Genomic DNA, 12,167 nt, shown 5'->3' with positions numbered 1-12,167 from the left:
ACAATGGCAAAAACTGCAATCCGTTCGGCTATCGAAGCGGCATTTCGAGCCCGTTTCAGCCACCCGCAAAGAGTAGTGCTGACCAACAATGACTACAGCCACGGGGCGTAGTAGCCTCCGGCCCACTCTGTGAAGAAGAAGGAAGAATCGGATGATCCCGCGTCGCACCAAAATCGTTGCCACCCTTGGTCCTGCCAGCAGCTCGCCGCAGGTGCTGGAAAAAATGATCCTGGCCGGCCTGGATGTCGCCCGGCTGAATTTTTCCCACGGCACGCCGGACGAACACCGCGCACGGGCACAGCTGGTACGTGACATCGCCGCGCGCCATGGTCGCTTCATTGCCATTCTGGGCGACCTGCAAGGGCCGAAGATCCGTATCGCAAAATTCACCGACAAGCGTATCGAGCTGGCCGAAGGCGATCACTTCCGTTTCTCCGTCACGCATCCACGTGATGCCGGCACACAGGAAGTCGTGGGCATCGACTACCCCGACCTGATCAAGGATTGCAGCGTGGGCGATGAGCTGCTGCTCGACGATGGCCGCGTGGTCATGCGCGTCGACAACGCCACTGCCGACGAGCTGCATTGCACCGTATTGATCGGCGGCCCGCTGTCGGACAACAAGGGCATCAACCGTCGCGGCGGTGGCCTGACCGCACCAGCGCTGACCGCCAAGGACAAGGCCGATATCAAGCTCGCCGCCGAGATGGAGCTGGACTATCTGGCCGTCTCCTTCCCCCGTGACGCCGCCGACATGGAGCTGGCACGCCGCCTGCGCGACGAAGCCGGCTCCAGCGCCTGGCTGATCGCCAAGATCGAGCGCGCCGAAGCGGTGGCCGACGACGAAGCCCTGAACGGGTTGATTCTCGCCAGCGATGGGGTGATGGTGGCGCGCGGCGATCTGGGCGTGGAAATCGGCGATGCCGAACTGGTGGGCATCCAGAAGAAGATCATTCTGCATGCACGCCGCTACAACAAGGTGGTGATCACCGCGACGCAGATGATGGAGTCGATGATCCAGAGTCCGATGCCAACCCGCGCCGAAGTGTCCGATGTAGCCAACGCCGTTCTCGACTACACCGATGCAGTCATGCTCTCGGCGGAAAGCGCGGCGGGCGACTATCCGGTCGAGGCGATCACCGCCATGGCCCGGGTCTGCGTAGGCGCGGAAAAACACCCGACCAGCACTCGCTCCGGCCACCGCCTCGGCCAGCGCTTCGAGCGCAGCGACGAAAGCACGGCGCTGGCGACGATGTACACCGCCAACCATTTCCCGGGGGTCAAGGCCATCATCGCCCTGACGGAAAGCGGCTACACCCCGCTGATCATGTCGCGCATTCGCTCTTCGGTACCTATTTTCGCCTTCTCCCCCTATCGAGAAACTCAGGCACGGGTAGCGATGTTCCGAGGCGTGCAGACCATCCCCTTCGACCCTGCCGCACTACCGGCGGACAAGGTCAGTCAGGCGGCTGTGGATGAGTTGCTCAAGCGCGACATCATCAAGCTCGGCGACTGGGTCATCCTGACCAAGGGTGACACCTATCACGGTACTGGCGGGACCAACACCATGAAGATCCTGCGAGCGGGCGATTCGCTGAGCTGATACCTCTTGCAGAAGGCGGGGCGAATCCAGCCCCGCCATTACCCCGCCCGGACGCATATCCCTTCGCCTTTGGTCCGTCTGTGTATGCGCTTGCACAGCGGGTTATACTGCCGCGCATTTTTCCAACCTGAGCGCGTCGGTTGCCTTCTCGGCGCGCCTCGTCTCCGCCCCGCCAAGAGGACGCGCTGCATGACCGTGATCAAGCAAGACGACCTGATACAAAGCGTTGCAGACGCTTTGCAGTTCATCTCCTATTACCACCCCGTCGACTTCATCCAGGCGATGCACGAAGCCTACCTGCGTGAAGAGTCGCCGGCGGCGCGCGACTCCATGGCGCAGATTCTGATCAACTCGCGCATGTGCGCCACCGGTCATCGACCGATCTGCCAGGACACCGGCATCGTCACCGTCTTCATCCGCGTCGGCATGGACGTGCGCTGGGACGGCGCCACCATGAGCGTCGACGACATGATCAACGAAGGCGTTCGCCGCGCCTACAACCTGCCGGAAAACGTCCTGCGCGCCTCGATCCTGGCCGACCCGGCAGGCGCGCGCAAGAACACCAAGGACAACACCCCGGCGGTGATCCACTACTCCATCGTCCCCGGCGACAAGGTGGAAGTGGACGTCGCGGCCAAGGGCGGCGGCTCCGAGAACAAGTCGAAGATGGCCATGCTCAACCCGTCCGACTCCATCGTCGACTGGGTGCTCAAGACCGTCCCGGAAATGGGCGCCGGCTGGTGCCCGCCGGGCATGCTCGGCATCGGCATCGGCGGCACCGCCGAGAAGGCCGCGGTGATGGCCAAGGAAGTGCTGATGGAGCACATCGACATCCATGAGCTGAAGGCCCGCGGCCCGCAGAACAAGATCGAGGAAATGCGTCTTGAGCTGTTCGACAAGGTCAACCAGCTGGGCATCGGCGCCCAGGGCCTGGGCGGCCTGACTACCGTGCTCGACGTGAAGATCATGGACTACCCGACCCACGCCGCATCCTTGCCGGTGTGCATGATCCCCAACTGCGCCGCCACCCGCCACGCACACTTCGTGCTGGATGGCTCCGGCCCCGCCGCCCTGGAAGCCCCATCGCTGGACGCCTACCCGGAAATCGTCTGGGAAGCAGGCCCGTCGGCACGCCGCGTCAACCTCGACACCCTCACCCCGGAAGAGGTACAGAGCTGGAAACCGGGCGAAACCGTCCTGCTCAACGGCAAGATGCTCACCGGTCGCGACGCCGCGCACAAGCGCATCGTCGACATGCTCAACAAGGGCGAAGAGCTGCCGGTGGACCTCAAGGGTCGCTTCATCTATTACGTCGGCCCGGTCGACCCGGTGGGTGACGAAGTGGTTGGCCCGGCCGGCCCGACCACTGCCACGCGCATGGACAAGTTCACCCGTCAGATCCTAGAAAGCACAGGCCTGCTGGGTATGATCGGCAAGTCCGAGCGCGGCCCCATCGCCATCGACGCGATTCGTGACAACAAGGCCGTGTACCTGATGGCCGTCGGCGGCGCAGCCTACCTCGTCGCCCAGGCGATCAAGAAATCCCAAGTGCTGGCCTTCGCCGAGCTGGGCATGGAAGCCATCTACGAGTTCGAGGTGAAGGACATGCCAGTGACCGTCGCCGTCGACACCAAGGGCGAATCGGTGCACATCACCGGTCCCGCGATCTGGCAGCAGAAGATCGCCGAGAACCTGGCCGTGGAAGTGCAGTAACGACCTTCGCGCGCTGAACGGAGAGCCCGGCCTTGTGCCGGGCTTTCTGCTTTCTGGCGGCCCTCAGCCTCGCCCGTTGCGCAACCTGACGAACAGCTTCTCGACCTTCTCCCGCGCCCAGGGCGTGCGGCGCAGAAAGGTCAGACTCGACTTGATGCTCGGCTCACTCTTGAAGCAGCGAATGTCGACTCGCTCGGCCAGGCCCTCCCAACCATAGCGAGCGTGCAACTCGATCAGCATGGCTTCGAGGGTGACGCCATGCAACGGATTGTTCGGGACTGCGCTCACGGATGGCTCTCTCGGAATGTGATTGAAGACGGATGGGGCAAACGGGGCGGCTATCCTACAGCTTTATCTCGGTGCCCAGCAGCTTGAGAAAGCCTGCCAGCCAGGCCGGATGCGCCGGCCATGCTGGCGCCGTCACCAGATTGCCTTCGCTGTGCGCCTGATCGACCGGAATCTCCACGTAATTGCCGCCAGCCAGCCGTACCTCGGGCGCACACGCCGGATAGGCACTGCAATCACGATCCTGCAATACGCCGGCAGCCGCCAGCAATTGCGCCCCGTGACAGACTGCGGCAATCGGCTTGTGCGCCTCATCGAAGGCGCGAACCAGAACCAGTACCTGCTCGTTCAAACGCAGGTACTCGGGCGCACGACCACCCGGAATCACCAGTGCGTCATAGTCCTCGGCGCGTACGGCTGCGAAATCGAAATTCAGGGAGAAATTATGACCCGGCTTCTCACTGTAGGTCTGATCGCCCTCGAAATCGTGAATTGCAGTACGTACGGTTTCACCGGCTTTCTTCTCCGGGCACACCGCATGAACGCTGTGACCCACCATTTGCAGCGCCTGGAACGGCACCATGGTTTCGTAATCCTCGACGTAATCGCCAACCAGCATCAGAATCTTCTTCGCAGCCATCGGGTCGTTCTCCTGTCGGGTTAATGATCAGTAGCCTGTCAAGTCAGCCACTTCGGTTGAAAATATTGATCGCCAGACGATCCAGCATCCCCCACATTCTCTGGTAGAGGCGCATGCGCAAGGGGCGCGCATGCCATTTGCACAAATCGATCTCGATACTGCGCGAAAAGTCCTGCTCGAAACTCTCCGCGACACTGGCACTGAGGCGGGCATCGACCGCTTCAAGATTGGCTTCCAGGTTCCAACGCAGATTCCAGTGATCGAAGTTGCACGAGCCGATACTCACCCAGTCGTCGATCAATACCATCTTCAAGTGCAGGAAGTGTGGCTGATATTCATAAATACGCACGCCGGCGCGCAACAAGCGGGGATAGTAACGCTGGCCCGCATAGCGAATGGGAGGATGGTCGGTGTTGCGGCTGGTCAGCAACAGGCGTACTTCGACCCCGCGGCGCGCCGCACGCAGCAATTCGCGTCGCACCCTGCCGGTCGGCAGGAAGTAAGGCGTAGCGAACCAGATTCGCGTCCGTGCGTGCTGCAGGTTCCGGATCAGGCTGTGAAGGATGTCGCGATGCTGACGCGCCGCCGAGTAGGCCACCCGCCCCATGCCATCCCCAGGCTCGGGATTCACTGGAATCTTCGGCAACCGCTGCGGCAGCGGGAATTGCCAGATTCTGCGCCTCATGCACAAAGCCCACTGCGCATCGAACAAGCGACGCCAGTCATTCAGCAATGGCCCGCGGATCTCCACCATGGTTTCATGCCAATGCTCTTGCGGCTTTTCCGGGTTCCAGAACTCGTCAGTCGCACCTGTGCCTCCGACAAAGCAGCAGGTATCGTCGACCAGGATCAGCTTGCGATGATCACGGTGCAGGTTGCGGAACTTCAGACGCCACTTCAACGGATTGTACTGGCGCAGATCGACGCTACCATCGGCTAGGCGCTGACGCGCGCCCTGTCCAAGCTTGAGGCAGCCAAAAGCATCGAACAGACAGCGTACCCGCACGCCCCGAGCGGCGGCAGCGACCAGCGCATCAACAAGACGCTCCGCACACTGGCCATCCTCCACCAGATACAACTCGACGTCCACACGCCGCTCGGCAGCATCGATGCACTGCAGGAGACGCGGAAAGAAGCGGGGGCCATCGATCAGCAACCGAAACCGATTGCCTTCGCGCCAGGGAAAGACTTCCCCGGCGAGCATCATGCCCGAGGCCTTCAAGGAAGCGCTGCCTTGTGGTTGTTGCCCGATAACGCTGAAAGACATTGAAATCCTTGTCCATTGAGTACCACGCAGGCTGACTAATCGTCAGGGCTCCGGAACCTTCTATAGGTATGCGGCGAGCCACGGAGTTCCGAAACTGCCCACACGTCAGACCTGCGCCTTGTTGATATGTCCGCTGCCGAATGCACAGGCTGCGGCAGGCGTCCTGACGGGTCAAGCGCAAGCCCTCACGGACACTGGCGTCATACAAGCATCATCGTCCCGTAACCACTGTGACACTGCGCCTGCCTAGCCTGAGCCAACATCATCGCTCGACGAAGAATCGTCGCTACGGTAACCACTCCACATGCATTACACCGCCAGGGCTGATCAGGAAGGGTATGGGACACCTGCAGGCCGAGCGTCTGCAGGCCGAAGAGTCCCTGCGTGAAGCGCAGACCCCGTGTTATCGAGTGTTCAGCAGTGAATATAATGCGCAGTTGCAAGAGGCTGAAGCCAAGCTCGACAACGACGACTTGGATAGTCATTGCAGCCATATTGCTGTGCGTGATTGGCAGCGGCGAGCTCGTCGCCACAAGGCGCTGGGGTTGAGCGTCACGGAATGGAACGCGCGACGCATGGATCCCAGGCGGTTGCGCGTCGATGACATCGGAGCGCGACCCGACATCATCCAGACTACCCGCCTCAGCATTCCACGAGGTCGCGATGAGCACCTACCTTACCGCTTTGTCGATGCCGGCTTCGCCCCGCATTGCACCCGCAACCCGCTACGCCGAAGCCAATGTGAAGGCAAGGACTACGTTTTGCTGCAGCGCGACAAGCTATCGAGCTAGCGCTGTTGCTGCTGGGACTTCGGCGAAAGTGACCCTTTTTTCTTTTGCGCAAAGACAAACCCCCGATCATCTTTCGATGGTCGGGGGTTTGGTGTAGAAGCTTGACGATGACCTACTCTCACATGGGGAGACCCCACACTACCATCGGCGATGCGTCGTTTCACTGCTGAGTTCGGGATGGGATCAGGTGGTTCCAACGCTCTATGGTCGTCAAGCAATTCGGTTGGGGAGTCGGTGTTGAGTCGCTTCCCCTAATTGGGCATGTGATGTGTTGTGTTGCGCTGTTGCTTTGTCTTGGTTCGCTTTGCGAGCGATGCGTCTTTTCGGTTTGTTTGTCGACTTCAACCGTCTGACACGCAAACATCAAATTGTTTGGGTGTTATATGGTCAAGCCTCACGGGCAATTAGTATGGGTTAGCTCAACGCCTCACAGCGCTTACACACCCCACCTATCAACGTCGTAGTCTTCGACGGCCCTTCAGGGAGCTCAAGGCTCCAGTGAGATCTCATCTTGAGGCAAGTTTCCCGCTTAGATGCTTTCAGCGGTTATCTCTTCCGAACATAGCTACCCGGCAATGCCACTGGCGTGACAACCGGAACACCAGAGGTTCGTCCACTCCGGTCCTCTCGTACTAGGAGCAGCCCCTCTCAAATCTCAAACGTCCACGGCAGATAGGGACCGAACTGTCTCACGACGTTCTAAACCCAGCTCGCGTACCACTTTAAATGGCGAACAGCCATACCCTTGGGACCGGCTTCAGCCCCAGGATGTGATGAGCCGACATCGAGGTGCCAAACACCGCCGTCGATATGAACTCTTGGGCGGTATCAGCCTGTTATCCCCGGAGTACCTTTTATCCGTTGAGCGATGGCCCTTCCATACAGAACCACCGGATCACTAAGACCTACTTTCGTACCTGCTCGACGTGTCTGTCTCGCAGTCAAGCGCGCTTTTGCCTTTATACTCTACGACCGATTTCCGACCGGTCTGAGCGCACCTTCGTACTCCTCCGTTACTCTTTAGGAGGAGACCGCCCCAGTCAAACTACCCACCATACACTGTCCTCGATCCGGATAACGGACCAGAGTTAGAACCTCAAAGTTGCCAGGGTGGTATTTCAAGGATGGCTCCACGCGAACTGGCGTCCACGCTTCAAAGCCTCCCACCTATCCTACACAAGCAAATTCAAAGTCCAGTGCAAAGCTATAGTAAAGGTTCACGGGGTCTTTCCGTCTAGCCGCGGATACACTGCATCTTCACAGCGATTTCAATTTCACTGAGTCTCGGGTGGAGACAGCGCCGCCATCGTTACGCCATTCGTGCAGGTCGGAACTTACCCGACAAGGAATTTCGCTACCTTAGGACCGTTATAGTTACGGCCGCCGTTTACCGGGGCTTCGATCAAGAGCTTCGCTTGCGCTAACCCCATCAATTAACCTTCCGGCACCGGGCAGGCGTCACACCCTATACGTCCACTTTCGTGTTTGCAGAGTGCTGTGTTTTTAATAAACAGTCGCAGCGGCCTGGTATCTTCGACCGGCATGGGCTTACGCAGTAAATGCTTCACCCTCACCGGCGCACCTTCTCCCGAAGTTACGGTGCCATTTTGCCTAGTTCCTTCACCCGAGTTCTCTCAAGCGCCTTGGTATTCTCTACCCAACCACCTGTGTCGGTTTGGGGTACGGTTCCTGATTACCTGAAGCTTAGAGGCTTTTCCTGGAAGCATGGCATCAACCACTTCGCTTTCTAAAAGAAAGCTCGTCATCAGTTCTCGGCATTAAGATCCCGGATTTACCTAAGATCTCTGCCTACCACCTTAAACTTGGACAACCAACGCCAAGCTGGCCTAGCCTTCTCCGTCCCCCCATCGCAGTAACCAGAAGTACGGGAATATTAACCCGTTTCCCATCGACTACGCTCTTCAGCCTCGCCTTAGGGACCGACTCACCCTGCGTCGATTAACGTTGCGCAGGAACCCTTGGTCTTTCGGCGTGCGAGTTTTTCACTCGCATTGTCGTTACTCATGTCAGCATTCGCACTTCTGATACCTCCAGCCAACTTCTCAATTGACCTTCACAGGCTTACAGAACGCTCCTCTACCGCTCATCTTACGATGAACCCGTAGCTTCGGTACCTGGTTTGAGCCCCGTTACATCTTCCGCGCAGGCCGACTCGACTAGTGAGCTATTACGCTTTCTTTAAAGGATGGCTGCTTCTAAGCCAACCTCCTAGCTGTCTGAGCCTTCCCACATCGTTTCCCACTTAACCAGGATTTTGGGACCTTAGCTGACGGTCTGGGTTGTTTCCCTTTTCACGACGGACGTTAGCACCCGCCGTGTGTCTCCCGTGCTGACACTTGCTGGTATTCGGAGTTTGCATCGGTTTGGTAAGTCGGGATGACCCCCTAGCCGAAACAGTGCTCTACCCCCAGCAGTGATACACGAGGCGCTACCTAAATAGCTTTCGAGGAGAACCAGCTATCTCCGAGCTTGATTAGCCTTTCACTCCGATCCACAGGTCATCCGCTAACTTTTCAACGGTAGTCGGTTCGGTCCTCCAGTCAGTGTTACCTAACCTTCAACCTGCCCATGGATAGATCGCCCGGTTTCGGGTCTATTCCCAGCGACTAGACGCCCTATTAAGACTCGCTTTCGCTACGCCTCCCCTATTCGGTTAAGCTCGCCACTGAAAATAAGTCGCTGACCCATTATACAAAAGGTACGCAGTCACCTAACAAAGTAGGCTCCCACTGCTTGTACGCATACGGTTTCAGGTTCTATTTCACTCCCCTCTCCGGGGTTCTTTTCGCCTTTCCCTCACGGTACTGGTTCACTATCGGTCAGTCAGTAGTATTTAGCCTTGGAGGATGGTCCCCCCATATTCAGACAAAGTTTCTCGTGCTCCGTCCTACTCGATTTCATGACTAAGAGATTTTCGCGTACAGGGCTATCACCCACTATGGCCGCACTTTCCAGAGCGTTCCGCTAATCTCAAAGCCACTTAAGGGCTAGTCCCCGTTCGCTCGCCACTACTAAGGGAATCTCGGTTGATTTCTTTTCCTCAGGGTACTTAGATGTTTCAGTTCCCCTGGTTCGCCTCACACACCTATGGATTCAGTGTGTGATAACCATCTTATGATGGCTGGGTTCCCCCATTCAGAGATCTCCGGATCAAAGTCTGTTTGCCGACTCCCCGAAGCTTTTCGCAGGCTACCACGTCTTTCATCGCCTCTGACTGCCAAGGCATCCACCGTATGCGCTTCTTCACTTGACCATATAACCCCAAGCAATCTGGTTACTGTCTATAACGTGAAGACGACATTCGCCGAAAATCCGCATTTCGCTCTCTCGAGCAACTCGCAAATTTTACCTTAGCCTGAACAACCACCAGTGAAAGTGATCACTCAGTCTATTTCTATCACATACCCAAATTTTTAAAGAACGATACTGGTAAAGACCAGAAATCAACATTCAACTGCCTACGCAGAAATGTTCATTTCTGAACCCTATCCCGACGAGTGGTGGTGGAGCCAAGCGGGATCGAACCGCTGACCTCCTGCGTGCAAGGCAGGCGCTCTCCCAGCTGAGCTATGGCCCCAATGTCTTGAAGCCTGCGCCCCACACAACATTGGTGGGTCTGGGCAGATTCGAACTGCCGACCTCACCCTTATCAGGGGTGCGCTCTAACCAACTGAGCTACAGACCCAATCGTCTTCGCAATGAATCAAGCAATTCGTGTGGGTACTTATGAAGAAGCTGATGTCTTCGATTAAGGAGGTGATCCAGCCGCAGGTTCCCCTACGGCTACCTTGTTACGACTTCACCCCAGTCATGAATCACTCCGTGGTAACCGTCCCCCCGAAGGTTAGACTAGCTACTTCTGGAGCAACCCACTCCCATGGTGTGACGGGCGGTGTGTACAAGGCCCGGGAACGTATTCACCGTGACATTCTGATTCACGATTACTAGCGATTCCGACTTCACGCAGTCGAGTTGCAGACTGCGATCCGGACTACGATCGGTTTTATGGGATTAGCTCCACCTCGCGGCTTGGCAACCCTTTGTACCGACCATTGTAGCACGTGTGTAGCCCAGGCCGTAAGGGCCATGATGACTTGACGTCATCCCCACCTTCCTCCGGTTTGTCACCGGCAGTCTCCTTAGAGTGCCCACCTTAACGTGCTGGTAACTAAGGACAAGGGTTGCGCTCGTTACGGGACTTAACCCAACATCTCACGACACGAGCTGACGACAGCCATGCAGCACCTGTGTCAGAGTTCCCGAAGGCACCTATCCATCTCTGGAAAGTTCTCTGCATGTCAAGGCCTGGTAAGGTTCTTCGCGTTGCTTCGAATTAAACCACATGCTCCACCGCTTGTGCGGGCCCCCGTCAATTCATTTGAGTTTTAACCTTGCGGCCGTACTCCCCAGGCGGTCAACTTAATGCGTTAGCTGCGCCACTAAGCTCTCAAGGAGCCCAACGGCTAGTTGACATCGTTTACGGCGTGGACTACCAGGGTATCTAATCCTGTTTGCTCCCCACGCTTTCGCACCTCAGTGTCAGTATTAGCCCAGGTGGTCGCCTTCGCCACTGGTGTTCCTTCCTATATCTACGCATTTCACCGCTACACAGGAAATTCCACCACCCTCTGCCATACTCTAGCTTGCCAGTTTTGAAAGCAGTTCCCAGGTTGAGCCCGGGGCTTTCACTTCCAACTTAACAAACCACCTACGCGCGCTTTACGCCCAGTAATTCCGATTAACGCTTGCACCCTTCGTATTACCGCGGCTGCTGGCACGAAGTTAGCCGGTGCTTATTCTGTCGGTAACGTCAAAACAGCAAGGTATTAACTTACTGCCCTTCCTCCCAACTTAAAGTGCTTTACAATCCGAAGACCTTCTTCACACACGCGGCATGGCTGGATCAGGCTTTCGCCCATTGTCCAATATTCCCCACTGCTGCCTCCCGTAGGAGTCTGGACCGTGTCTCAGTTCCAGTGTGACTGATCATCCTCTCAGACCAGTTACGGATCGCAGCCTTGGTGAGCTTTTACCTCACCAACAAGCTAATCCGACCTAGGCTCATCTGATAGCGCAAGGCCCGAAGGTCCCCTGCTTTCTCCCGTAGGACGTATGCGGTATTAGCGCCCGTTTCCGGACGTTATCCCCCACTACCAGGCAGATTCCTAGGCATTACTCACCCGTCCGCCGCTAAATCAGGGAGCAAGCTCCCCTCATCCGCTCGACTTGCATGTGTTAGGCCTGCCGCCAGCGTTCAATCTGAGCCATGATCAAACTCTTCAGTTCAATACTGCTTGGGTTTTGAGAAAACCCTAAACTTGGCTCAGCAATCGCAATCTCTTCTTAAGAAAACTCAAGAAGAGCACTCAATGATTTCTCGTTGAGTACATTGTGATGCTGATAATCTTGCTGACTACCAGTCTTACCTCACAAGCACCCACACGAATTGCTTGATTCAGTTGTTAAAGAGCGTTTCGATCAAGCCTTTCGTCTCAACCGAGGCCGCGCATTCTACAGCAGCCTTGTATCTCGTCAAGCTGTTTTTGAAGAATTTTTCTTTCTTCTCAACCGCTTATGCTGTCGATCGACTCAGCGTCTCTCGTCAGCGGGAGGCGAATTCTACAGCGTTCAAAACCGCTGTCAACCACCTCTTTCAACCGCTTGCGATCGAACCGACCGAAGCACCAACAGAACTCAACCACCGCCCTGTCAGCCCGGCGCATTCTACTTGAATTTGCCGTCCGTGCAAGCCCTTATTTTTAGCTAACTTCTTGATTTACAAGAGGTTTTACCAAGGGCCTGCGCCGGAGAAGGTGCGCATTATAGGCCCACAGAACGAGCCGTCAA

7 protein-coding genes, 2 tRNA genes and 3 rRNA genes are annotated in these 12,167 nt (G+C 57.0%); 4 read left to right on the top strand and 8 right to left on the bottom strand.

From position 1 onward, the window contains the following. Positions 1-151 precede the first annotated feature (151 nt). Both pyk and ACYCFC_RS00055 read left to right on the top strand, forming a co-directional pair. Positions 152-1,603: a pyruvate kinase gene (gene pyk / locus ACYCFC_RS00060; RefSeq protein WP_459652788.1), complete on the top strand. Its 1,452-nt coding sequence runs from the start codon at positions 152-154 to the stop codon at positions 1,601-1,603. Positions 1,604-1,792: 189 nt separating this feature from the next. Further along, the gene (locus ACYCFC_RS00055) at positions 1,793-3,316 is read left to right on the top strand and encodes a fumarate hydratase (protein ID WP_459652787.1); all 1,524 of its coding nucleotides are present in this window, start codon (positions 1,793-1,795) and stop codon (positions 3,314-3,316) included. 63 nt (positions 3,317-3,379) lie between these two features. Here ACYCFC_RS00055 and ACYCFC_RS00050 read toward each other — a convergent pair whose 3' ends face one another. From ACYCFC_RS00050 to ACYCFC_RS00040, 3 genes are read right to left on the bottom strand one after another with little or no spacing between them, the layout of a single operon-like run. Next, the gene (locus ACYCFC_RS00050; RefSeq protein WP_459652786.1) at positions 3,380-3,604 is read right to left on the bottom strand and encodes a VF530 family protein; all 225 of its coding nucleotides are present in this window, start codon (positions 3,602-3,604) and stop codon (positions 3,380-3,382) included. Between the two features lie 55 nt (positions 3,605-3,659). Then, a complete protein-coding gene (locus ACYCFC_RS00045; protein ID WP_459652785.1) occupies positions 3,660-4,241 on the bottom strand; it encodes a DJ-1/PfpI family protein in 582 nt (193 codons plus the stop codon). A gap of 43 nt (positions 4,242-4,284) precedes the next feature. Continuing rightward, the gene (locus ACYCFC_RS00040; protein ID WP_459653938.1) at positions 4,285-5,445 is read right to left on the bottom strand and encodes a phospholipase D-like domain-containing protein; all 1,161 of its coding nucleotides are present in this window, start codon (positions 5,443-5,445) and stop codon (positions 4,285-4,287) included. A gap of 401 nt (positions 5,446-5,846) precedes the next feature. Here ACYCFC_RS00040 and ACYCFC_RS00035 point away from each other — a divergent pair, with 401 nt between their 5' ends. Then, complete coding sequence (locus ACYCFC_RS00035; RefSeq protein WP_459652784.1) at positions 5,847-6,299, top strand: GNAT family N-acyltransferase; 453 nt, start codon at positions 5,847-5,849, stop codon at positions 6,297-6,299. Between the two features lie 99 nt (positions 6,300-6,398). Here ACYCFC_RS00035 and rrf read toward each other — a convergent pair. The 5 genes from rrf to ACYCFC_RS00010 all read right to left on the bottom strand — a co-directional run bounded on the left by rrf (position 6,399) and on the right by ACYCFC_RS00010 (position 11,606). Next, a 5S ribosomal RNA gene (gene rrf, locus ACYCFC_RS00030) occupies positions 6,399-6,514 on the bottom strand. Between the two features lie 168 nt (positions 6,515-6,682). After that, a 23S ribosomal RNA gene (locus tag ACYCFC_RS00025) occupies positions 6,683-9,573 on the bottom strand. 248 nt (positions 9,574-9,821) lie between these two features. Beyond that, a tRNA-Ala gene (locus ACYCFC_RS00020) sits at positions 9,822-9,897 on the bottom strand. 31 nt (positions 9,898-9,928) lie between these two features. After that, a tRNA-Ile gene (locus tag ACYCFC_RS00015) sits at positions 9,929-10,005 on the bottom strand. A 64-nt stretch (positions 10,006-10,069) separates the two neighbouring features. Then, a 16S ribosomal RNA gene (locus ACYCFC_RS00010) occupies positions 10,070-11,606 on the bottom strand. The 16S, 23S and 5S rRNA genes sit together here with 2 tRNA genes alongside, the layout of an rRNA operon. Positions 11,607-11,770: 164 nt before the next feature. Here ACYCFC_RS00010 and ACYCFC_RS00005 point away from each other — a divergent pair. Then, positions 11,771-12,052: a hypothetical protein gene (locus tag ACYCFC_RS00005; protein WP_459652783.1), complete on the top strand. Its 282-nt coding sequence runs from the start codon at positions 11,771-11,773 to the stop codon at positions 12,050-12,052. The last annotated feature ends 115 nt before the right edge of the window (positions 12,053-12,167 follow it).

The organism is Stutzerimonas sp. NM35, assembly GCF_054604355.1.
This window is presented reverse-complemented; position numbering and strand designations above follow the sequence as displayed.

What these genes read in the sequence shown, in the direction of transcription:
- pyk (WP_459652788.1), top strand. Translation starts at nt 152, where the DNA reads ATGATCCCGCGTCGCACCAAAATCGTTGCCACCCTTGGTCCTGCCAGC.
- ACYCFC_RS00055 (WP_459652787.1), top strand. Translation starts at nt 1,793, where the DNA reads ATGACCGTGATCAAGCAAGACGACCTGATACAAAGCGTTGCAGACGCT.
- ACYCFC_RS00045 (WP_459652785.1), bottom strand. Translation starts at nt 4,241, where the DNA reads ATGGCTGCGAAGAAGATTCTGATGCTGGTTGGCGATTACGTCGAGGAT.
- ACYCFC_RS00040 (WP_459653938.1), bottom strand. Translation starts at nt 5,445, where the DNA reads ATGCTCGCCGGGGAAGTCTTTCCCTGGCGCGAAGGCAATCGGTTTCGG.
- ACYCFC_RS00035 (WP_459652784.1), top strand. Translation starts at nt 5,847, where the DNA reads ATGGGACACCTGCAGGCCGAGCGTCTGCAGGCCGAAGAGTCCCTGCGT.